The organism is Paraburkholderia aspalathi (assembly GCF_900116445.1).
Taxonomy (GTDB): domain Bacteria; phylum Pseudomonadota; class Gammaproteobacteria; order Burkholderiales; family Burkholderiaceae; genus Paraburkholderia; species Paraburkholderia aspalathi.
This window is the reverse complement of the sequence record NZ_FPBH01000004.1, coordinates 43,722-66,289: the sequence shown is the minus strand read 5'-3', so window position 1 is coordinate 66,289 and position 22,568 is coordinate 43,722. Positions and strand designations below refer to the sequence as shown.

The following is a 22,568-nucleotide window of genomic DNA, read 5'->3' as shown; positions in this document are numbered from 1 at the left end:
CACGAAATAAAAACTTCAGTTTCCTAACTATTCACTGCGAACTGCAGTGCATGAGACGCTCGCGAGCATTGGCGCAATTTATCGAAAATTTGGCGCAGTTCGCGAAGTCGCTTTATTTTTTAGCTACCTACCATGCGCTCACACCGAAACTTCGAACGTCGGTCAAGCGAGCGTCTGGACCAGTATTTCCAGGGTTTAGGCGAGTTCCAGACTAGCCAACAAAATAGAGGCAGCGATGAATGAACCCTACTCTCCGACCCGTCTGGTCGACGCGGAGAATCCCGTGGAACTGAAGGGCAATACGCTGGGCCTGTGGCAGATCGTGTTTCTTGTGATTTCCGCGGCCGCGCCGCTTACCGGCATGCTCGGTGCGGTGCCGCCCGCGATCAGCTTGGGCAATGGCGCCGGCATTCCGGGCGCGTTCGTGATTGCCGGCGTCGTGCTGCTGATCTTTAGCGTGGGCTTCGCGTCGATGAGCCGGCATGTGGTGCGCGCCGGTGCGTTTTACGCGTACATTACCGCCGGACTTGGCCGGCCGTTGGGCATGGCCGGCGCACTCGTCGCGCTGATGTCGTACACCTTCATCCAGATCGCGCTGTATGGCCTGTTTGGATTCTTCTGCACGGTGATTCTTTCTCCACTCCTGCACACGGCGATGCCCTGGTACGGCTATTCGCTGATCTGCGTGGCGGTGGTGCAATTCACCGGCATCCGCGGTATCGATCTGAATAGCCGGCTGCTCGGCGTGCTGATGTGTCTCGAACTGGGCATCCTGTTGCTGCTTGCGATTGCGATCGTCGTGCATGGTGGTGGCCCGAACGGTCTCACGCTCGCGCCGTTCACGCCGGAGCATGTGTTCAGCGGCCACCTGGGCATTGCGGTGATGTTTGCCTTTGCGTCGTTTATCGGTTTCGAAGCGACGGCGATTTACGGCAAGGAATGCCGGGACCCGAAGGTGACCGTGCCACGCGCGACGTATGTGTCGGTAATGCTGATTCTCGTGTTCTTCGCTTTCGTCACGTGGACGATTGTTTGCGCGTATGGACTCAACGACGTGGTCGCAGTCGCGACGAAGCAGCCGGGCGACTTCTGGTTCATTCAATCCGGCAAGTACCTCGGCGGTGCGGTGACGACGGTGATGAGCTTCCTGTTGCTCAGCAGTATCTTCGCGAGCCTCTTGTCGTTTCATAACACGCTGGTGCGTTATATCCACGCGCTGAGCCTGGAGGGCATCCTGCCGCAAGTGCTGAACCGTGTGCACGAAAAATACCGTTCGCCGTATGTGGCGAGCTATCTGCAGACGCTCTCCGTATGCGTTCTGCTCGGGCTCTTCATCGCGGCAGGCAGCGATGCATTCAACATCGTGTTCAGCTGGAGTTCGGCGCTCGGCACGATTGGTATTGTGATGTTGCAAGCGGTGACGAGTTTCTCCGTCATTGCGTTCTTTCGCAAGACGCGCAAGGACACGCGCGTATGGCATTCGTTCGTCGCGCCTCTCGTCGGTGGCATCGGCCTGCTGTATATCGGCGTGATTCTGGTGCGCAATCTCGATGCGCTCAGCGGCTCCGATAGCCCGATCGTCAAGTCCTTCCCCTGGATCGTATTCGCAGTGGCGCTCTCCGGCGTCGTGATCGGTCTCATCTTGCGCAAGAAGCGACCGGATATCTACGCGCGCTTCGGGCAGTAATCGAATAGCGCGCAAGGCACCCAGCGCGCGCTAGCTCGCCACGTTCTAACGATCGACTGTTGTCGTTCATTCCTGAACGGCGGCGGAATGGTGTCGTTCGTTCAGGGCGTCCAGTTTGTTCTTGCTGATTTCACCACTCAACTTCCGGCTAAAAAATATGGCAGACACATTCGTCAAGCGCTCGGCGCTTGCGCTGGCCGCGTGCGGCCTCGCGATGGGCGCACATGCGCAATCTTCGGTGACGCTCTATGGCACGGTCGACGCCGGCGTCGTGTACACCACCAACCAGCAGACGACGCTCGCCGACGGCAGCACCAACGGCCACGCGAATTATCAGCTGGCGGGCGGCAATCTGGTGCCGTCGCGTTGGGGCTTGACGGGCGCTGAAGATATCGGTGGCGGCACCACGGTGAACTTCACGTTGGAGAACAGCTTTCTGATCGGCAACGGTGCGATGCTGCAATCGAATACGCTGTTCAACCGCAACGCATGGGTCGGTTTGAACAACGGTACGTACGGCGCGCTGACGTTCGGCCGTCAATACGATCCGTTCTCCGACTACATGGGAGCGTACGCATCGAGCAATAACTGGGCGACGTTGTACGGCTCGCATTTCGGCGACGTCGACAACCTCAACGAAGCGTTCAACTTCAACAACTCGATCAAATACATCAGCCCGAGCTTCGGTGGTTTGACGGTGGGCGGCTTGTTCAGCCTGGGTGGCGTGGCGGGGAATTTCTCGCAGAACAAGGGCTGGGCACTGGCGGCGAATTACGCGCAGGGGCCGTTGTCGCTGAGCGCGGGGTATCTCGAGTTGAATCAGCCGTTGCAGGCAGCCCTAGGCGGCACGACCGGTTATATCGGCGATTTCAGTTGCGCGAATGCTGACGCGTCGTATTGTCTGCTGCAGCAGGCGAGCAAGGTGAGGATTTTCGGAGCAGGGGGCTCGTACGCGTTCGGCAAGGCGGGCGTGGCGCTCACCTATACGCATACGCGCCTATCACAGAGCCAGTATTTCGCGAGTGCGGCAACGCCCGCGGGGCAAGATATTTCGTTCGACATTGCCGAGTTGAATACGACCTATATGGTCGCGCCGGATTTGCAGCTTGGTCTGGCCTATATTTTCAACGATGCCAAACCGAGCAGCAGCGCTTCGACCCGCGTGCACCAGATCAACCTTGGCGTGGTGTATAGCCTGTCGAAGCGGACGGCGGTTTATGCGGTGGCGATCGGGCAGAAATCTTCCGGCGCCGGGCTGGGGATCAATCCGTCGACGGGGCAGACGGAGAATCTGGCGCAGATTCCGAATATCGTCAATTCGGACACGGATAAACAACTCTCCGTGATCGTGGGTTTGCGGCACAATTTTTAATTTGCCTGCGCGGCGCTGGCAAACCGATCAACGGAGCCAACGCCGCATCCCGACTCACGCAACATGTCGCGCGGGAAAAAATTAATCGGCGAGGCGCTTGTCCGAAAGCGCGTTCTGGCAATCCGCCAGCACCTGCTTGACTAGCCGCGCCTGCGGGTCGAGTTCGTCTGTATCGAGAATTTCTTCGACCGCGTCCCGCGCCCAATCGGCCTCGACAAATTTCGCGTGCCGCTGCGCAATCTCCAGCGCGGTTGCCGACAACCTGGCGATACTCAACCAGTCTGCTTCCCGGGACCGATAGTCGAGCCACTTATGAGCGGCCTGCACGTGAAACGCCGCGTCAGGCCAGTCCTCATTCAGGTAATAAGCGCCCAGGCAGCCGCAGGTGAGCCAGCACAACAGCTCCAAACGGTCCCGTGGACTCAGATGATGGCGTACATCACTCATGGCGACGCTCGCTGCTGAAATTTGCGTTCCGATTAGGGCGGCAAGCCGCCCTCCGCTTACGTTACACAATATCACGCAGAATTCACGAGCGGCAATGCCTGACTGACCCTGGCGACTCCGGCACCACAAACACCACGGGGTAACCCGCAGGCGGCCTGACTCCGCTAGCGCGTAGCGACGATAAACAGCCGTGGGAAGGGCAGCAGCACGGTGCCGTCAGCCTGGGCCGGATAAGCTCGCGCGATCGCATCACGGTAGCGCGCGAGGAAGACGCCTTGTTCGCTCTCGTCGAGTTCGGCGAGGAACGGCCTCAGCGCGCTGCCCTTGAACCACTCGACCACCGCGTCCGCGCCGCCCGCGAGCGGGTGATGGTAGACGGTGCGCCACACGTCGACCCGCGCGCACAGTGGTTTGAGTAACGCGTAGTACCAGTCGGCGCCATAGCGCATGGTGCGTTCCACCCCCCTCAGCTTGTTCGCCCAGGGGCCGTCCGCCGCGATTTCGCGCAGCAAACGGTGCGCGGGTTCGTCGAGGTTGTCCGGCATCTGCACGGCCAGGTTGCCGCCCGGCGCAAGTTTTTTTACCAGCGATGGAAACAGTTGCTCGTGATTCGGCACCCACTGCAGCACGGCGTTGGCGAGGATCAGGTCGTAAGGGCCTGGCGCATCCCACGTTTCGATGTCGCTCACCTCGAACTGGAATTGCGGCAGGCGCTTGACGGCCGCCGCGATCATGTCGGCGGAACTGTCCATGCCGCTGACCTTCGCGCCGGGCAGGCGGGCCGCCAGCGCTTCGGTGGAATTGCCGGGCCCGCAGCCGATGTCCACCGCCACTCGCACATCCGTTGCCGGCACCGCAGCCAGCAGATCCCTGACCGGACGCGTGCGCTCGTTTTCGAATAACACGTACTGTTTTGCCTGCCAATTTGTCGATGAAGTCATCTCGCGCTCCTTTGTCCCGATTGCACCCAATTGCATCCGATTTCCGGACCGTTTTCGCTGACATCCACCCACAGGGTGTGATGTCAAATCGATCCAATGCGCTCATTCTGTGCGGCGGCGAAGGCGGAGTAAAATGAATTTATCATTTCAATTCCTTCATTTTTCTAATGAAAATCGACACGCTCGGCGTACAGGCGTTCGTCGCGATCGCGGATCGCGGCAGCTTTCAAGGCGCCGCCGATTCGCTGCACGTCACGCAAACGGCCATTACGCAGCGTCTGCGTAAGCTCGAAACGTATCTCGGCGTCACGCTGATCGAGCGGACCACGCGTTCCATGGCACTGACGGAAATAGGGCGCAGTTTTCTGCCGCAAGCGCGCCGCTTGTTGGGCGAGCTTGCCGATGCGCTGGTGGAAATTCGTGAGACGGGGGTGGCCCGTCGCGGCGACGTGTCGATCGCTTGCGTGCCGACCGTGGGCGTGCAGTATCTGCCGCGCATTCTGCAGGCCTATGCCGCGCGTTATCCGCATAACCGCATCAAGATTCTCGATCACGCGTCGTCCGCAGTGGAGGAGGCGGTGCTGCGCCGGGAGGTGGAATTCGGCATCAATATCGCCGGCGAGCATCATCCGGATCTTGCCAGCGTGCCGTTGACGGAAGACCGCTACGTGCTGATCTGCCATGAAGATCATCCGCTGGCGAAACGGCGGCGCATCGCCTGGCAGCAACTGCAACCGTATCCGCTGATTTTTGCCGGCGAGGTCAGCGGCAATCGCGCATTGCTCGATATCGCGCTGGAAAAGAGCGAACTGGCGCTGCGCTCGTTTTACGAAGTGCAGCGCAGTTCGACTGCCGTGGGGCTGGTCGCTCAGGGTGTGGGGGCGGCCGTCGTGCCGGCGCTCGCCATTCAGAAGGGCGCGTATCCGACGGTTCGCACGGTTGAGCTCACGCATCCGGTGGTTTCGCGCACGCTTGTTCTCGTGGCGCGTAAGACCGCTCAGTTGTCGCCGGCGGCGCAGGCGCTTTACGACATGATTCTGGAACAGGCGACGTTGAAAGCGTGATTCCTGCGCCAACCGTTACAAACACTGCGCCCGCAAACAACTCGCCGCATGACTCAGATCGTCCTCGATCGCGCGTCGCACGCCGGCCGCGTCGCGCGCCTTCGCGGCGGTCAGCAAATCGTCGTGGGCGTCGTTGAGCGTGGCGGCGAACTGCGCGTCGCCAAACAACAGATTCGAAATCGGCCCAACCTGTAGCCACACCGTTTCGATCAATTCGAGCAAAAGCGGCGAGCCGGCCGCGCGGTACAGAATCAGGTGAAACGCCTCGTTGGCGTCGAGATAGCCCTTGGCGTCGGCGATCCGCAAGGCCTGCACCATCTGCTCATTCAGTTTTTCCAGCGTTTCCAGATCGTGCTCGCTGAGATGCGGCACGCCCAGTTCGGCGGCCTGGCCTTCGAGAATCAGGCGCACGCGCAGCACGTCGTCGAATTGTTCTTTCGACAGACGTGGCACCGTCACGCCGCAATTGGGCACGTTCACCAGCGCCGATTCGGCGGCGAGGCGCTGTAAGGCGGAGCGCACCGGCATTTCGCCCACGCCGAGTTCGGCGGCGACGTGACGGATCTTGATGCGCTCGCCCGGCACGAAGCGCCCGATCGTCAGCCACTGCCGTAGCGTTTCGTAGGTCTGGTCCTGCAGCGTGTGATGGCGCGAAGTTTTCATAAAGCTCGACAGATCAGTTCCGCAAGGCAGGCGTCGAATGTGGAAACCAGTCTGTCGACGTCGGCCGCCGACGTGTCGGGGCATACCAGGATCATGTTGTGAAACGGCGTGATCAGCACGCCGCGATTGAGCAGGTACAGGTGCACGATGTGCTCCAGTTCCGGGTCAAGCTGGCGGCCGGCTTCGTCACCGTTGCGCGGCGGCGTCGGCGTGAACTGGAATTCGGTGCGGGCGCCGACGCGTGTCACGCACCACGCGAGGCCGTGGCGTGCGATCGCATCCTTCAGACCGGTCTCGATTCGCTCGGCGAGCGCGAACATGTGATCGTAGGCGGCGTCGGTCATGACCTCGGCGAGCGTCGCGCGGATCGCGCTCATTGCCAGCATGTTCGCCGTGAGGGTGGTGCCGATGCCTGAGTGGCCGGGCGGTGCGCTGCGCTTGGCGTGCTGCGCGCGGGCCGCGAGCTCCGCGCTGAACCCATACACCGCGCACGGAAAACCGCCGCCCACCGGTTTGCCGAGGATGAACAGATCGGGTTCGAGGCCGTACGCTTTCGTGTAACCGCCGGGGCCGCAGCTGATGGTGTGGGTTTCGTCGATCGCGAGCAGCGTGCCGTAGCGGCGCATAAGCGCTTGTGCTTGCCGCCAGTAGTCCGGCTCGGGCAGCACCATGCCGATGTTGGTCATCGCGGGTTCAGCCAGCACGCAGGCCACTTCGCCGTCTTTCAGCGCGTTTTCCAGCGCGGCGAGGTCGTTGAATTCGATCACGCGCGTGGTGCCGAGCAGGTCGTGCACCTGGCCGATCAGGCTGTCGCGCTGTTGCGGCTGGCCGTCGATGAGATCGACGAACACGTCGTCCACGGTGCCGTGATAGCAACCGTTGAAGATCACGATCTGTTTGCGCCCGGTCGCCGCGCGCGCCCAGCGCAACGCAAAGCGGTTGGCGTCGCTCGCGGTCATCGCGAACTGCCAGTAGGGCAGGCCGAAACGGCGCGCGAGTTCTTCGCCGACCCACGCGGCATCCTCGCCCGGCAGCATGGTCGTCAAACCGCGCTCGGCCTGGGCTGCCAACGCGCGGGCCACGGGCGCCGGCGAGTGGCCGAACATCGCGCCCGTATCGCCGAGGCAGAAGTCGGCGTAGCGGTGACCGTCCACGTCGGTAAACGCGGCGCCGCGTGCTTCTTCGACATAAAGCGAGAAGGGCGTCGACCAATCGTTCATCCAGTGAAGCGGCACGCCGAACAACAGGTGGCGCGCGGCGCGTTCGGACAGCGCGCGCGATGTCGGCATGGCTTCGGCAAACGCGCGGCGTTCGCGTTCGACGAGCGCCTGTGCGTGCTCCCAGTTGATACCTTGGCGAGTATTCAAATCCAGCTTCTCCGATGACGTTTCCATAAGCCGCCCGCACTCACACGAGCAGTTGCAGATGCTCACGCTCCCACGCGGTAATGCCTTGCGAGAAGGTCTCGAACTCCTTTTCCTTCACCGCGCAATAGGCCTGCACGAAGTTGTCGCCGAGCACGTCCGCGAGTTCGGTGCACTTGAGGAGCGCCTTGAGCGCATCTTCGAGACCGCGCGGCAATTCGTATTCGAGGTCGTAGGCGCTTTCGATCATCGGCGCCGACGCTTCCTGCTGCTCCACCATGCCGAGATAGCCGCAGGCGAGGGTGGCCGCCATTGCCAGATAGGGGTTGACGTCGACGCCCGGCACGCGGTTTTCGAGCCGCCGGCCGTCCGGTCCGGAATTCGGCACGCGGATGCCGCAGGTGCGGTTGTCGTAACCCCAGCGCACATTGATCGGCGCGGCGGTGAAGCGCGACAGGCGCCGGTAGGAGTTCACGTAAGGCGCGAACATCGGCATGGCTTGCGGCATGTACTTCTGCAAGCCGCCGATGTAGTTGAAAAACAGCGGGCTCGCTGTTCCATCGGGAAGCGAAAAGATGTTCTCGCCGGTTTGACTGTCGACGATGCTCTGATGAATATGCATCGCGCTGCCGGGTTCATGCTCCATCGGCTTGGCCATGAAAGTCGCGAAAATGCCGTGACGGAAGGCGGTTTCGCGCACCGCGCGCTTGAACAGGAACACGCGGTCGGCGAGATCGAGCGCGTCGCCGTGCGAAAAATTGATCTCCATTTGCCCCGCGCCGACTTCATGCACGAGCGTTTCGACGCCGAGATGCGTGGTCTCGCAGAAGCGCGACAGGTCCTGGAAGAACGGATCGAATTCGTTGACGGCGTCGATCGAGAACGACTGGCGGCCGGCTTCGCTGCGCCCCGCGCGACCGAGCGGCGGGCGCAGCGGTTCATGCGGATTCTTGTTCTGCGCAATCAGGTAGAACTCCATCTCCGGCGCGACCACAGGGCGCCAGCCTTTTTCCTCATAGAGTTTCAGCACGCGCCGCAACACCGCGCGCGGCGAGATGCCGATCGGCTTGCCGTCGAGTCCGACACAATCGTGGATCACGACCGCGACCTGTTCGATTGCCCACGGTACGAGCCGCACCGTGTTCGGATCGGGGATGCAGACCATGTCGGGATCGCTCGGCCCGACAAAGCGCTCGAAATCCGCGAACTCGCCGTTGACGGTGATCATCAGCAGCGCGTTCGACATGTGCATCTTGCCTTCCGAGAGAAACAGGTTCTTCGGCACGATCTTGCCGCGCGCGACGCCCGTCATGTCCGGTATCACGCATTCCACTTCATGGATGCGGTGATGTTCCAGGAATTCACGCAGGTCGTCGCGTAGGTCGCTTTGCAAGGTTGACTCCAGTCGGTTGATGAAGACGGCGCGAAGCGCGGCTGCAAACCTTGCGCGAACGAGCCTGTTCGGAAAAGCTGGGCATTTTGCATCATGGGATTTGATCAAATCATCGCACGGATTTTCCCTTTTGGGAAATTTGATCAAATATCATCGGTTGATCGAGGGAACCTGAGAATCACCCATGACCGATGCACCGTGCTCGCCACGCCCGTCGCCGGCCCAATGCGTTGCGACCTTGCATACGATTGCCGCCGCCGTCTCCTTGCTGGAGCGGCAGGGGATTGGCGCTGAGGTGTTGCTGGCGGGAAGCGGCGTTAGCGAGGGCGATTTGCGTCAGCCGTCCGGGCTCGTCACGCACGCGCAGGAACTGATCGTGTTCGCCAACGCGTTGCAGGCTTGCGGCGATACGCGCATCGGCCTCGACATCGGCCGCGCCCTGCATATCTCGAGCTACGGCATCCTCGGTTACGCGATGCTGGTGAGTCCCACGCTTGGCGACGCGCTGCAGTGTGCCCAGGACTTTCCCCTACTGCTTGGAAGCTACTTCAAGGTTTCGCTGCGCCGCAACGCAGATGTCGCGGCGATCGTCGCGGCCGATTACCGCTACCGGCCGGATCTCGCCGTGATCAATACGGACATGTGTCTCGCGTCGATGTGGGCGGTGGTCTGCGACGTGCTGTCAGCGCGGCGCGCGCCATCCGCGCTCGAGGTAACGTTCGGCGCACCGGCTCACGCGGACGCCTACGAAGAGCGGATCGGCCAACGCGCCACCTTCGACGCTGCCGAAAACGCGCTGATTTTTCCGGCCAGCTGGCTCGACGAACCGCTGCCCCTCGCCGAGCCGGTGAGCTATCTGATGTCGCGTCAGCAATGCGCGCAACTCGAGCGCGAATGGGCTACCGCGGCGGGTAACGACGTCACGGCGCGCAGCCTGCGCCTGCTGTATTCCGACCCACGCCGCTACGGTTCACTGCGCTCGCTCGCCGATGCGCTGTGCGTGTCGGAGCGCACGCTCAGACGGCGTCTCGCGGGCAGCGGCTCCGCTTTCCAGGCGCTGCTCGACCGCGTGCGCCACGATCTCGCGCTCGACTACCTGGTGCGTACGCGGCTGTCGATGTCGGATATTGCCGAGCGGCTCGGCTATAGCGAAACGGCCGGGTTCCGGCACGCGTTTCGCCGTTGGACCGGCCGTTGTCCGAGCGACTATCGCTGCGCGTAGCCTGCGGTTCTGTCCTGAGTTCTTTTGAGCGCACGGTTTCAGCGGCGCGACTACGTTCTTTCGTCGAATCCAGTTCCAATGTCACGTCGGCCCGGCCAGATTGGCCACATTTATCCCCTCGATGACCGTTTCCCCGTTATCGCCCAGCCGCGTTCCTCGGGCAGAATTTTCCCAGACGAAAACAGAGGAGACACGAGATGCGAGCAGTCAGCGTGGCGGCAATCCAGTTGGCCGTGCCGGGGTGGGATCGCGAGGCGAATCTCGCGCAAGCCGAGCGCCTGGTGCGCGAAGCGGCGGCGCAGGGCGCGCAGGTGATTCTGCTGCCCGAGCTTTTTGAGCTGCCGTACTTCTGCACCGAACAGGATTCAAAGCACTTCCGCCATGCGCTTCCTTTCGATGGCCATCCCGCCATCACGCGCTTTAGCCGCGTCGCGGCTGAGTTGAACGTGGTGCTGCCGATCAGCTTCTTCGAGCGGGCCAGCAATGTCTTCTACAACACAGTGGCGATGATCGATGCCGATGGCAGCGTGCTCGGCCGCTACCGCAAAACCCATATCCCCGATGGTCCAGGCTACAGCGAGAAGTACTACTTCACGCCTGGCGACACGGGCTTTCGCGTCTGGCTGACGCGTTACGGCACGCTCGGCGTCGGCATCTGCTGGGACCAGTGGTTTCCGGAAACGGCCCGCGCAATGGCACTCCTCGGCGCTGAACTGCTGTTCTATCCGACTGCGATCGGCAGCGAACCGCAAGACGCTTCGCTCGACAGCAGCGCGCACTGGCAACGCGTGATGCAGGGCCACGCAGGCGCGAACCTCGTGCCGCTGATTGCTGCGAACCGCACCGGCCGCGAGCAGGGCCGCGACTTTCCGCAGCGCTATTACGGCTCGTCGTTTATCTCCGATCAGTACGGCGAGCAGGTGCAGAAAGCTGGGCGCGACGAGCCCGCGATCCTGCTGCATCGTTTCGATCTGGATGCGGTCGCCGCGACTCGTCATGCATGGGGCGTGTTTCGTGACCGGCGTCCAGCCTGCTACGGCATCCTTGCGACGAGCGATGGCGAGCACCGTACACAAGAGCAGGTATCTTGAGTGTCGTATTCACGGGCGTGGCCAACCTCAACGCGTTAAACGACGTATCAAGCGACGGATTCGAGCAACAAGCATCCTGAGGAGACATTGCATGTTGACTGTGTATAGCGATCGGCACCGGCTGCATCATGGCCATGCCGAATTGATCGACGGCGAAATGAAGCCTTGCTTCGAGATGCCGAGCCGTGCGGATTTCATCCTGGAACGGGTGCGCGAGACGAAGCTCGGCGACGTGATTGCGCCCACATCGTTCGGACTCGATCCCGTGCACCGTATTCACGACAAGGGCTTCATTGCGTTTCTTGCCAGCGCATGGGACCAATGGAGCGCGCTCGGCCGCAAGCACGATGCGCTCCCGCTCATCTGGCCCGTGCGCGGCATGCGCCAGGACCGCGTACCGGAAGATATCGACGGCAAGCTCGGTTACTACTCGATGGATGCAGGTGTGCCGATCACCGCGGGCACGTGGGCTGCCGTGAGCGATGCAGTGGATGTCGCGCTAACCGGCGCGCACCACGTGAGGGCAGGCGCACGCGGTGCGTTCTCGTTGTGCCGACCGCCTGGGCATCATGCCGCGGCGGACTATATGGGCGGTTACTGCTACATCAACAACGCGGCGGTGGCGGCACAGTCATTCCTCGACGCGGGCGCGAAACGCGTGGCGGTTCTCGATGTCGACTATCACCACGGTAACGGCACGCAGAGCATTTTCTATCATCGCCCGGACGTATTGTTCGCGTCGTTGCATGGCGATCCACGCACCGAGTATCCGTTCTTTCTCGGGCACGCGGACGAAACCGGCGCGGGTGCGGGCCTCGGCTACAACGCGAACTTTCCGCTGCAGCCGGGTACGGCGTGGGCGGACTATGCGGTGTCGCTCGACGCGGCTTGCGCGCGTGTCGCTGCTTACGCACCGGATGCGCTGGTGGTGTCGCTTGGTGTCGATACTTTCGAAGAGGATCCGATTTCGCAGTTCAAGCTGCGCAGCGCTGACTATCTGCGCATTGGCGAGGCGATCGGACGATTGGGGAAACCGACCTTGTTCGTGATGGAAGGTGGCTACGCGGTCGCGGCGATCGGGGTCAACGCCGTGAATGTGCTGACGGGTTTTGAGTCGGTTTAACTGACCCTCTGTCGTGACGCAAGCTGGCCCAGTGCGCAATGTGCGAAGTGTCTATGTTCGCTTTATCGCGCTATCGATACGCTACGATTCGAGCCGGATTCCCGGTGACTTTATCTATAGCGACTGAACGAGCGGCCCCGATCCTATGCTTCAGATACTAGGCAAAGCTTCATCCATCAACGTGCGCAAAGTACTGTGGACGTGTGCCGAACTCGGCCTGCCGTTTGAACGGGAGGACTGGGGTTCCGGATTCAAGGCGACTGATGTGCCCGAATTTGTCGCTTTGAATCCTAATGCCATGGTTCCGGTGATCAAGGACGGTGAGTTTGTGCTGTGGGAATCCAACTCGATCATCCGTTACCTGGCCGGCCGCTATGACGGCGAGTTTCTGTATCCGAGCGATCCTTGCGAGCGCGCCAGGTGCGATCAATGGATCGACTGGCAGGCGAGCGAGCTGAACCGGGCGTGGAGCTACGCGTTTCTTGCGCTGGTCCGGCACTCGCCGGCTCACCAGGACCGTCAGCAGATTGATCTGTCGTGTGCGAACTGGGCGCGGCATATTGCAATCGTCGACAGGCAACTGGGAACGACCGGCGGCTTCATCGCTGGTTCGGCGTTCTCGCTTGCGGACATTCCGATCGCGCTTTCGATCAACCGTTGGCTTGAGACGCCATTGCAGCATGCCGATTTTCCTGCGCTGACGGCTTACATGGAGCGTCTTGCCACGCGTCCTGGCTATCTGGAGTACTGCCGCAACGGCACACCGTGAGCAGTTCGTTCTCAGGTAATGGCGGCGGCCCTGGCATCACGGGGTCAATTCGCGCGCGACGCTTACAAAAAAGCCTGCGCAGTACTTACAAAAACCTAAGTGCCGAGTGCTTCTGCTCGCCACGATCCGACTCGCCTACAATGGCCGCTTTTGCGACACAGATTGAAGGTTTAAAGATGCGGGTATCGAAATTTGCACTGGCTTTGCTGACGGCCTGTTTTACTCTCAACGCAAGCGCCGAGATGACGGCCGCGCAATACAAGCTCTGGGCTCATACCGACAACAACTCGGTCTACGCGGCGTACATCACCGGCACGATCAATGCGCTGGGGTGGGCGAACGGGGACCTGGTGTCGAAGAAGCGTCCGCCGCTGTTCTGCCCGCCGCAAAACCTTGCTATCGGCAATCAGAACGTCTACCCGTTACTCGATCAGTTTTTCACCAACCATCCAAGCATCTCGGACGACTTCCCGATCGGGCTCGCCATTCTGCGCACGCTTCAGGGGGCGTTTCCCTGCTGATACGCCGGATGAGCTCAGCCACGACGCCATCTTGAACGCGTCTACTGCTCATACAGAAAACGCACTGCTTGCGGGGCCGTAAAGACCCCGCAAACGAACATCACATCTGCACGAGCCCAGGAATCTGCACGTCCGGATTGACGTCGGCTTCATAGTCCACGCCGGCGATCTCGAATCCGAACAGACGCAGGAAGTCGGTCTTGTAGCCGCTGAAGTCGGTGAGCTCGTAAATATTGTCGTTGGTCACCTGGGTCCAGAGTTCCTGAACGCGCGCTTGCACTTCGGGATCGAGCTCCTTGTAGTCCGCGCGCAGACGGCCTTCCTCATCGATGTGCGGCGTCGTGCCGTACATGCTGTCCTTGTAGAGACCGTAGACCTGCTCAATGCAGCCTTCGTGCGTGCCCTTCGCCTTCATCACCTTGAAGAGCAGCGACAGGTACAGCGGCATCATCGGGATCGCGGAGCTCGCCTGCGTCACGACCGCCTTGAGAACCGAAACGCGTGCATCGCCGCCCTTGGCCGCCAGTTTCTCGCGGATGCCGAGCACCTTCTCATCGAGATCTTTCTTGGCCGCGCCGATCGAGCCGTTCCAGTAGATGTCGTGCGTGATCTTTTCGCCGAGGTAGGTGAACGCGGTCGTCTTCGCGCCGTCGGCGAGCACGTTGGCCTCGAGGAGGGCGTCGATCCACATCTGCCAGTCTTCGCCGCCCATCACCGCGACCGTGTTGTCGATTTCGGCTTGCGTAGCGGGTTCGAGGACGGTTTCCTTGATGACTTCCTTGTCGGTGTCGATGCCGCGCAGGTTGACGGCCTTGCCGACCGGCTTCAGGGTCGAGGTGAACACTTCGCCGGTTTTCGGATGCGTGCGCTTGGGCGCGGCGAGACTGTAGACAACCAGGTCGACCTGACCGAGATCGCGCTTGATGACTTCGATGGTGCGTTGCTTGACTTCGTCGGAGAAGGCGTCGCCGTTGATGCTGGTCGCGTACAGGCCTTTTTCCGTGGCGAATTTCTCGAAGGCGGCGGTGTTGTACCAGCCTGCGGTGCCGGCTTTGGTTTCGCTGCCGGCGCGCTCGAAGAACACGCCGAGCGTGGCCGCGTCCGAGCCGAATGCGGCGCTGATGCGGGCGGCGAGGCCGTAGCCCGTGGAGGCGCCGATCACGAGCACTTTCTTCGGGCCATTGGCGATGGGGCCGCGTGCCTTGACGTATTCGATCTGTTCTTTGACGTTGGCTTCGCAGCCAACCGGATGGGTCGATACACAGATGAAGCCACGCACGCGCGGTTTGATGATCATGAAGCACCTCTTGTCAGAATTGCCGACATTATAGTGGGCTTGGGTTTCTGCCTGTGCGCGGCGTCTGGGTTTGTCCGTTTGCAGCGCAAAAATCGGCCATCGCCCCGCATCTTGGTAGGATTCAGCCTTTCCCAGCAGACGGTAGCAAGTGTGAAGCGCCTGATCACCTCATTCTTACAGACCCTTGAAAAAGGGCTAACCCGGGCGAACCAGCCCATCGTGCGGGGCCTCTGGCATCTGCGCCATCCCACGCTGCGCGGCGTGGCATGGGCCTGTGCCGCGAGCCCGGTGCTGCTGGTTCTGTATGTGCTGATCCTGATTCCGTTCACGCCCAGCATCGGCGACATCCGCAAGGCAAAAATCGAGCAGCCGGCGCAGATTCTCTCGGCGGACGGCAAACTGCTGGCCGAATTCAAGCCCTCGAACCGCGAGTGGGTGAAACTGAAGGACATCTCGCCGAATGTGGTGAATGCGCTGATCGCCACGGAAGACCACCGCTTCTACCAGCATTTTGGGCTGGATTGGCGCCGCACGGCGTCCGCCGCGCTGCACACGTTTTCTGGCGACCGGCAGGGTGGTTCGACGATTACCCAGCAACTCGCCCGCAACCTTTATCCCGACGAGATCGGCCGCGCGCCCACGCTGACCCGCAAGATCAAGGAGGCCATTACGGCCTTCAAGATCGAGGCGCTCTACACCAAGGACGAGATCCTCGAGACCTACCTCAATACGGTGCCGTTCCTCTACAACGCGTACGGCATCGAGATGGCGGCGCGGACCTATTTCGACAAATCGGCCGGCGACCTGAATGTGCTGGAAAGCGCGACGCTTACCGGCATGCTCAAGGGCAATAGCTACTACAACCCGGTGCTCAACCCGGAACGCGCCTTGCAACGGCGCAACACTGTGCTGGCGCAAATGGTCAAGTACGGCAAGCTCACGCCCGCGGCCTACGCAACGCTTTCGCGCCGTTCCTTGCGCATCGATTTCGAGCGGCAAACCGAGCCGCCCGGGCCCGCGCCGCACTTCGCGCAGCAACTGCGCAAGTGGCTCGCGGCATGGGCCGACCGCAACGACTACAACATCTATTCCGATGGCCTGGTGGTGCGCACCACCATCGATTCACGCTTGCAGACCATGGCCACTCAGGCCGTGACCTTGCAGGGCAACCAGTTGCAGGGCATCGCGAATTCGGCGTGGGGCACGCGTGCGGGTTGTGCGAACGGCCGCGACCTGCTGCAGACTTTCCTGCGGGAAACGCCCGACTATCGCGCCGCAAAAGACGCCGGCCTGACGGATGACGACGCGATGAAGCGCGTCTCCTCCGACCGCGACCTGGTGAAGAGCGTGTGCGAGTCCAAGACCCGCGTGCAGGCGGACTTCCTCGCCATGGACCCGCGCAACGGCCAGATCAAGGCGTGGGTCGGCAGCCGCGACTTCAGCCAGGACCCGTTCGACCACGTCCAGCAGGCGCGGCGCCAGCCGGGTTCGACCTTCAAGCCGTTCGTCTACGCTGCGGCATTCGAAGACGGCGCCAAACCCAGCGATACGTTTATCGACAAGCCCGTCGAGATTCCGCTGGCCGGCGGCGAAGTCTGGCGTCCGAGCGACGAAGACGAGCCGAGCGACCGGGCAATCAGCCTGCGCGACGGCCTCGCTTATTCGCGCAACCGGATCACCGCCCAGTTGATGGAAACGGTCGGTCCGAACAAGGTCGCGAAGCTGGCGCGCGCCATGGGCGTGCGCGACAGCGAACTCGACCCGGTGCCGTCGCTCGCGCTCGGCACGAGCCCGGTGACGCTGAAGGAGATGGTCTCAGCCTACGGCACGATCGCCAACCTCGGCGGTTACGTGGAGCCGGTGATGGTCACGCGCATCGAAGACCGTAACGGCGAGGTGCTGGCCGAGTTCGAGCCGACATCGCCGAAACAGGAGTTGCCGGCCGGCGCCGCGCGTACGCTCGTCGATGTGATGCGCGATGTGGTGAGCCGCGGCACGGGTTCGAGCATTCGCAGCCGCTTCGGCGTGCGTGGCGATGTGGCGGGTAAGACGGGCACGACGCAGGGCAACGCGGACGGCTGGTTCATCCTGATTCAACCGCAGCTTGTGGCCGGGGCGTGGGTCGGCTTCAACGACAGCCGGGTGACCTTGCGCAGCGACTATTGGGGCCAGGGGGCGCACAGCGCGTTGCCGATCGTCGGCGACTTTTTCCAGCGCGCGCAACGCTCGAAGCTGGTGGACAGCCGCGTCAAGTTCGCGACCGACGAGGAGCCGGGCTGGTTTGCGGAACGCTCAGGCAGACTGCGCGAGTGGTTCCAGCATCTGTTTGCAGCGTCGCCCGCGAAGACGGGGGCGCCGGTTGTCACGCGCAATACGACGCGCCATGCGCCTGCTGTTGCCACGGCGCCGACGTCCGCTGCATCGGCGGTCGCGGCGTCTTCTGCAACTGCCGCTGATGTCGAACCGCGCACGCTGCCGCCACAGCCGCCCCTCCTTCAAGCACCGGCGTCAGCGGTTGCGCCTGCAAACAGGGCGGTCGACGGTGAGGTGCATGGCAACGGTGAGCCGGCTTTGGCGCCGACGCCCACGCCGGACGACGTGCTGCCGCCGGACGCAGGCGGCGCGGCAAACTCGCTTCCGAGCGCGCCGGCCAGCGCGCCGGGGAGTGCCTCGCCCTGAGGTTCGACCAAGCCGGGCCGCGTAGCCAAATCGGCGCTTCGCAGACGCAGCTAGGACGGTCTGGCAACTTTCTCCCTGCCTGCCGCGCCGGAGTCCGGAAGACTGCACGATGCCTCGAGCGAGGTGTCGTGATGCAGCAGAAGCACGGCGGCTACCCCGACGAGTCCCGCGCCCGACAGACACAGCAGACCGGCGCCGAAGCCGCCGGTGCTGTCCTTGATCCAGCCCATCGCGTACGGGCCGAAAAATCCCGCCAGATTGCCGAGAGAATTGACCGCGGCGATACCGCCCGCCGCCGCCGCGCCCGAGAGGAACGCGGCCGGCAAGGTCCAGATCACGGGCAGGCAGCCGAAGATGCCGAAGCCGGCAATCGACAACGCGATCATCTTCTGCACCGGATTGTCGAGCCCGGCCGCCGCCGCAATGCCGCCGGCCGCGACCAGCAACGCAATCGCCACGTGCCATTTGCGTTCGAGCTTGCGGTCCGAATGCCGTCCCCAATAGATCATGCTGACCACGCCGACGATGTAAGGCAAGGACGTCACGAAACCGGTCTGCAGGTTGGTGAGACCGAAGGACTTGACGATCTGCGGCAGAAAGAAACTGAGGCCATAGTTGGTTGCGTTCGCACCGAAATAGATGAGCGCGACGGCGAGCACGCGCGGATTGAACAGCGCTTCCTTCACGCTGAACGTGCGCACGGCCTCACGATGCTCGCGTTCCTGAGCCTGACGGGCGACCAGCCAGTCACGTTCGTCATTGGCAAGCCAGGTGGCGTCCGCCGGTTTGTCGGTCAGATAGAACAGCACGCAGAACGAGAGCACCAGCGCGGGCAGCGCCTCGATCAGATAGACCCATTGCCAGCCGGCTAATCCACCGCGTCCATCCATCGAGAGCAGGGCGCCGGAAATCGGGCCGCCGATTACCGTGGAGAGCGGAATCGCCGCCATGAAATAGCCGACCACGCGGGCACGATAGGCGGCGGGAAACCATAGCGTCAGCAGAAAAATGATGCCGGGGAAGAAACCCGCTTCGGCCACGCCCAGCAGAATGCGCAAGCCATAAAACACGTGCGCGGGCGAGAGGCCGGTGAAGCGTGCAATGTCCGGGATATAGGCCATCGCGCCGGCCAGGATCCCCCACGTGAACATGATCCGGGCGATCCAGCGTCGCGCGCCGAATTTTTCGAGCAGAAGATTGGACGGGACTTCGAAGAAAAAATACGCGATGAAGAAAATGCCCGCGCCGAAGCCGAACGCGCTGGCGGACAGACCAAGCGCCTTGTTCATTTGCAGTGCAGCAAAACCGACGTTGACCCGGTCGAGATAGGCAATGAAATAGCAGACGATCAGGAACGGTACGAGCCGAACCGTCACGCGGGTTATGGTGCGTGCTTCGATATCCATCGACGTCTCCTCCGGTTCAGCGTCCGGTCTGTTTGCTTGATGTGCATACAGACTAGTCGGTGGAGCGCGATTCCGAAAGTGTTTTGCCTTCGGGAGCACCTGCCGCCAGGCGAGGCTCTTGCGTCACCCGGCGGCAGCGTTTCGCCTTAGAACCGATGCGTCATACCCACCGTTGCAAGAATCTGCCTGGTCCCGGGGGCGGTCACGGTCACGCCCGGCCAGCTCACCGTGGCGGTGCCGTTGTTCTTCATGTAGCCCGCCCGCACGTAGAAACTCGTACGTTGGGAGAGCGAATGGTCGGCGCCCACTTCGATGCTCGACGTATTGTCATGCGCGCCGCGCACGCTGCGCTGAACGCCGGCAATCGTGATCGTATCGGCCGGGGTTGCCTGAATTGTTGCGCCCAGCTCCGCAATGCTCAGCGAATGGCCGGTGCCCAGGTGCGCGGCCAGCGACCCAGGCGCCGGGTCCTGCGCGCGGTTGTAGGAATAGTTGAACTGTAAGTTCACGATGCCGATCCGGTAGGCTAGCGCGCCGATGAAGTGCTCGGTGCCCAGCAGGCTCAGCGACGTGGGCAGGCCGGCGATGGTTTCCTGGCCCGGATGCTGGTTCACATAGGCAAGACCCGCGTAGAAACCGTAGCCCGAGTAAGTGGCCGCGACGTTCAGCATGTTGCCGGTCGTGGCCGGTATAGGCTGGCTCACCGTGGCGGAGAACGCATACATGCCGTACAACTTCAGGCCTTTCATATCCGGCGATTGATACATGATCGAATTGCTGGCGCGCCCGGAATCGTATTGCGTTGACAGCGTATTGCGGTCGACTGCGAGGACGTTGGCCGAGAACGGCGACAACACTTCGTTCGCGCGAAACGGATCGGACGGATAGATGACCCGGAAACTCGGCTCGTACTGCCGTCCCATGGTCAACGAACCGTATTGGTCGTGGCTCAGGCCGACCCATGCCTGACGATAGAAGAGCGCCGAGGTGTCGGCGAACAAGCCGCCGTTGTTCACGTTAAAGCCGGTTTCGACGTTGAACTGCGCCTTCAGGCCGCCACCAAGGTCTTCCGTGCCCTTCAGCCCGAACAGGGAGCCCGTCGAGCCGCCGCTCTTTTCGGCATACGAATGCACGCCGCCGTTGTCGAGATACTGGATGTTCGCGTCGACGACGCCGTACAAGGTCACGCTCGACTCGGCGGCCGCGGCGCCACCAGCGGCAAGAATCAGCGTGGCTCCGCAAACGCCGTGGTTGATAAAACGCATGCATGTCTCCTCTTTTTATATCCGCCTGCTGCGGACTCGATTGCACAGTCTTGCTGCGGGGTTATCGCGGGTAGGGTTCTGCGACCCGAATCCTGCGCGCCACAAAATGGAATGACCGTGCTAATTTCGGCCAACTGGCGGAATAAAGCCAGTGCATTGTTCGTATGAAGAGAGTGCAGAAATTGCATGAAACGGAAGAGGCGCAAAAACAGGGTTTGGGCCCGCGGGGACGCGATGTTGATCCGTTATGCCGTGGACTTGCGGAGTCCCTTCCTGGCGTGGACTACGGGCGATTGTTCAGGCGTGTGCAACAGTGTTTTCGGGTGACGAGGCTGATCTGACGCGCCTGATTGCGCATAATTCCGAGATTGGAAAAATGGTTAAAAAATGTGGGCGAATATGTTCAACCATATGTCAGATTCCGTGCTCGATCTGGAGCGAGCGTCCGAAATGCCGCAGAGCGGAAGCTTGTTGTCGAACCGGGGGCGGGCGCTCATCGCTGCAGTGGTCGCGTGCGCGAGCCTCGTGGGCTGCGCGTCGACGACCGATGTCGTCACGACCGACAAACCCGGCACTTACACGGTAGCGGCGAGCGCGACCGGCGGGAAGATGGCCTGGGCTCGCGCGCATGAACACGCGATAAGCGAGGCGCGCGACTACTGCGAGCGTCGCGGCATGCAGAGCAGTGTCACGACTGAAACGGTGAGCGGCGTGGAGATGATGACCGCGCACGCGTCGTCAGTGAATTTTGAGTGTCATCCGAAGTTCTAGGCGGGCGCGGCTGCAGCTCACGTTACGCGTTTATTGCTTGTCGAACGTCACCAGCTTTTTATCCTTTGTGTCCGCCACAAAAATGGCCAGCAGCTTCGCGGGTTCGGTATCGCTCGCGTTTTCGCTGACCGTGTGATGCGCGCCGGGCTTCTCGGTCCAGGATTCGCCCGCATGAAACACGTGCTCCTCGCCATTGTTGATACGACTGCGGATCGCACCTGACAGCACGTAGCCGACCACAAACGCCTGCCCATGCCGATGCGGTAGCGACTTGCCGCCCGGTGGGTAGTCGACGACAAGCGCCGTCATCGTTTTACCCGGAACGTTGGCGATCGCCTCAGTGAACGCGGGCGTAATCGTCTCGCGTCCTGCGGCCGTATCCGCGCCGAAGACGGTTGGCGAGAGTCCCGCGAGGGAAAGACCGGCGAGCGCTACTGTCGCCGTCAGCGTACGAATTTTCATGCGGCTACTCCTGGCTGAGTGCCAGGACATTGCTGTCCTGTGCCAATGCTGAGGCCGATTCCGGCTTCGCCGTGCTTTCATGGCAGGCGTGCGCTCATGCGACGGCGTGTAGGTCGCGATGGCGAATGCTTCGTTCACATGCGGCGGCGTATCGACTGTGACGTCGAGGTAGTCGACCTCGATATCCAGACCTTCTTCACGCAGGCGCTCCAGAAAATGCTGGCTCAACGCGCGCGAGTTGGATCGCTCGCGTTTGGCGCTCGCGTCGACGTGCATGATTTTCATGACTTGTTTCCTTCCGGGTTATGCAGAAAGGGGGCGCTGGGATAGGGCGGCGGCGCGCTTAGGCCGGGATCTTGCGAAACGCGATCGAAAAACGGTTCCATGCGTTGATGGCGGACACGAGCAACGTTAGGTCGACCAGTTCCTCGTCGCTGAAGTGCGGGCGAACGGCTTGCCACACGGCGTCGGGTACGTGTTCTTGCGACACCAGCGTGAGCGCTTCGGTCCATTCGAGCGCCGCGCGTTCACGGTCGGTGAAGAAGGGCGTTTCACGCCACACCACGACGGTGGCGAGACGCCGTTCGGACTCACCGCCTTTGCGGGCGTCGGTGGTGTGCATGTCGACGCAGAACGCGCAGCCGTTGATTTGCGAGGCGCGCAGACGGACCAGTTCGGTGAGCGATTTTTCGAGGGCCGATTTGCCGATGCGTTCTTCGACGCCGAGCATCGCCTTGATGGCAGCGGGGTTGGCTTTATAGAAGTCGAGACGTTGTTCCATGATTCACTCCTTGGTGTTGGACCCACTTCGTGGGCCGATGAGTGAAGATTAGGCGTTCGACTGGTGTTATTAAATGACCGATTTTGTCTATTTTTAGGTAGCCACTTTGTCGGTGTGCCATGGGTGGCTACAGTGGGTGACAATGCCCGCGGAATCGTTCGCCCGCGTGGTGGTCTTCGCGATGGGCCAACCGGGCGATGTCGGCCTGAACGAAATCCTGTTCAGGCCGACCCGTCAGGCGCGTTGAGCC

General features: G+C 61.8%; 21 protein-coding genes and 1 pseudogene. 11 read left to right on the top strand and 11 right to left on the bottom strand.

The features are described 5' to 3' along the window. Positions 1–235: 235 nt before the first annotated feature. Both BM438_RS07725 and BM438_RS07720 read left to right on the top strand, forming a co-directional pair. Positions 236–1,687, top strand: coding sequence for an APC family permease (locus BM438_RS07725; RefSeq protein WP_208620627.1), 1,452 nt, complete (start codon positions 236–238; stop codon positions 1,685–1,687). Between the two features lie 157 nt (positions 1,688–1,844). After that, positions 1,845–3,059, top strand: a complete 1,215-nt coding sequence (locus BM438_RS07720) for a porin (protein ID WP_093633710.1) — start codon at positions 1,845–1,847, stop codon at positions 3,057–3,059. 81 nt (positions 3,060–3,140) lie between these two features. Here BM438_RS07720 and BM438_RS07715 read toward each other — a convergent pair whose 3' ends face one another. Then, a complete protein-coding gene (locus BM438_RS07715) occupies positions 3,141–3,506 on the bottom strand; it encodes a hypothetical protein (protein WP_054037539.1) in 366 nt (121 codons plus the stop codon). 164 nt (positions 3,507–3,670) lie between these two features. Continuing rightward, on the bottom strand, positions 3,671–4,447 hold the full coding sequence (gene tam / locus BM438_RS07710) for a trans-aconitate 2-methyltransferase (protein WP_093633709.1): 777 nt from the start codon (positions 4,445–4,447) through the stop codon (positions 3,671–3,673). 167 nt (positions 4,448–4,614) lie between these two features. Here tam and BM438_RS07705 point away from each other — a divergent pair, with 167 nt between their 5' ends. Continuing rightward, positions 4,615–5,511, top strand: coding sequence for a LysR family transcriptional regulator (locus tag BM438_RS07705; RefSeq protein ID WP_093633708.1), 897 nt, complete (start codon positions 4,615–4,617; stop codon positions 5,509–5,511). A gap of 15 nt (positions 5,512–5,526) precedes the next feature. Here the strand turns inward: BM438_RS07705 and BM438_RS07700 are convergent, their stop codons facing one another. The 3 genes from BM438_RS07700 to BM438_RS07690 are packed head-to-tail and all read right to left on the bottom strand — an operon-like array spanning position 5,527 to position 8,931. Beyond that, a complete protein-coding gene (locus tag BM438_RS07700) occupies positions 5,527–6,174 on the bottom strand; it encodes a GntR family transcriptional regulator (protein ID WP_093633707.1) in 648 nt (215 codons plus the stop codon). Continuing rightward, positions 6,171–7,568: an aspartate aminotransferase family protein gene (locus BM438_RS07695; RefSeq protein ID WP_372450260.1), complete on the bottom strand. Its 1,398-nt coding sequence runs from the start codon at positions 7,566–7,568 to the stop codon at positions 6,171–6,173. Before BM438_RS07695 ends, BM438_RS07700 begins: the two co-directional genes overlap by 4 nt. Positions 7,569–7,581: 13 nt before the next feature. Next, a complete protein-coding gene (locus BM438_RS07690) occupies positions 7,582–8,931 on the bottom strand; it encodes a glutamine synthetase family protein (RefSeq protein ID WP_093633706.1) in 1,350 nt (449 codons plus the stop codon). Between the two features lie 184 nt (positions 8,932–9,115). Between BM438_RS07690 and BM438_RS07685 the strand changes: the two genes are divergently transcribed. From BM438_RS07685 to BM438_RS07665, 5 genes are all read left to right on the top strand, one after another. Next, positions 9,116–10,153: an AraC family transcriptional regulator gene (locus BM438_RS07685; RefSeq protein ID WP_093633705.1), complete on the top strand. Its 1,038-nt coding sequence runs from the start codon at positions 9,116–9,118 to the stop codon at positions 10,151–10,153. Positions 10,154–10,350: 197 nt separating this feature from the next. Continuing rightward, positions 10,351–11,244 carry an N-carbamoylputrescine amidase gene (gene aguB, locus BM438_RS07680; RefSeq protein ID WP_093633704.1) on the top strand — a complete coding sequence of 298 codons (894 nt, stop codon included), beginning with the start codon at positions 10,351–10,353 and terminating at the stop codon, positions 11,242–11,244. A 91-nt stretch (positions 11,245–11,335) separates the two neighbouring features. Then, positions 11,336–12,367, top strand: a complete 1,032-nt coding sequence (locus tag BM438_RS07675) for a histone deacetylase family protein (RefSeq protein WP_093633703.1) — start codon at positions 11,336–11,338, stop codon at positions 12,365–12,367. A 145-nt stretch (positions 12,368–12,512) separates the two neighbouring features. Beyond that, positions 12,513–13,136 (top strand): glutathione S-transferase family protein, encoded by a 624-nt coding sequence (locus BM438_RS07670; RefSeq protein ID WP_093633702.1) that lies wholly within the window; start codon positions 12,513–12,515, stop codon positions 13,134–13,136. A gap of 140 nt (positions 13,137–13,276) precedes the next feature. Beyond that, entirely contained in the window at positions 13,277–13,657 is a 381-nt protein-coding gene (locus tag BM438_RS07665) for a hypothetical protein (RefSeq protein WP_234475165.1), read from the top strand. Between the two features lie 100 nt (positions 13,658–13,757). Here BM438_RS07665 and fabV read toward each other — a convergent pair whose 3' ends face one another. After that, complete coding sequence (gene fabV / locus BM438_RS07660) at positions 13,758–14,954, bottom strand: enoyl-ACP reductase FabV (RefSeq protein ID WP_093633701.1); 1,197 nt, start codon at positions 14,952–14,954, stop codon at positions 13,758–13,760. Between the two features lie 150 nt (positions 14,955–15,104). Here fabV and BM438_RS07655 point away from each other — a divergent pair, with 150 nt between their 5' ends. Continuing rightward, positions 15,105–17,633, top strand: a complete 2,529-nt coding sequence (locus BM438_RS07655) for a penicillin-binding protein 1A (RefSeq protein ID WP_093633700.1) — start codon at positions 15,105–15,107, stop codon at positions 17,631–17,633. A 50-nt stretch (positions 17,634–17,683) separates the two neighbouring features. Here the strand turns inward: BM438_RS07655 and BM438_RS07650 are convergent, their stop codons facing one another. Beyond that, positions 17,684–19,039 carry an MFS transporter gene (locus tag BM438_RS07650; protein WP_093633699.1) on the bottom strand — a complete coding sequence of 452 codons (1,356 nt, stop codon included), beginning with the start codon at positions 19,037–19,039 and terminating at the stop codon, positions 17,684–17,686. A 146-nt stretch (positions 19,040–19,185) separates the two neighbouring features. Further along, positions 19,186–20,304, bottom strand: a complete 1,119-nt coding sequence (locus tag BM438_RS07645) for a porin (RefSeq protein WP_093633698.1) — start codon at positions 20,302–20,304, stop codon at positions 19,186–19,188. A gap of 450 nt (positions 20,305–20,754) precedes the next feature. Here BM438_RS07645 and BM438_RS07640 point away from each other — a divergent pair, with 450 nt between their 5' ends. Continuing rightward, complete coding sequence (locus BM438_RS07640; RefSeq protein WP_244179322.1) at positions 20,755–21,075, top strand: hypothetical protein; 321 nt, start codon at positions 20,755–20,757, stop codon at positions 21,073–21,075. A 30-nt stretch (positions 21,076–21,105) separates the two neighbouring features. On the opposite strand, the gene BM438_RS45415 is transcribed toward BM438_RS07640, so the two are convergent. The 3 genes and pseudogenes from BM438_RS45415 to BM438_RS07630 all read right to left on the bottom strand — a co-directional run bounded on the left by BM438_RS45415 (position 21,106) and on the right by BM438_RS07630 (position 22,318). After that, entirely contained in the window at positions 21,106–21,537 is a 432-nt protein-coding gene (locus tag BM438_RS45415; protein ID WP_167378359.1) for a cupin domain-containing protein, read from the bottom strand. Positions 21,538–21,642: 105 nt separating this feature from the next. After that, positions 21,643–21,813: pseudogene (locus BM438_RS46125) on the bottom strand (NAD(P)H dehydrogenase); the annotation flags it as partial. Between the two features lie 67 nt (positions 21,814–21,880). Further along, entirely contained in the window at positions 21,881–22,318 is a 438-nt protein-coding gene (locus BM438_RS07630; RefSeq protein ID WP_093633696.1) for a carboxymuconolactone decarboxylase family protein, read from the bottom strand. 136 nt (positions 22,319–22,454) lie between these two features. On the opposite strand from BM438_RS07630, the gene BM438_RS44700 reads away from it, so the two are divergent. Further along, the gene (locus tag BM438_RS44700) at positions 22,455–22,565 is read left to right on the top strand and encodes an alcohol dehydrogenase (protein WP_372450259.1); all 111 of its coding nucleotides are present in this window, start codon (positions 22,455–22,457) and stop codon (positions 22,563–22,565) included. Positions 22,566–22,568: the final 3 nt, after the last annotated feature.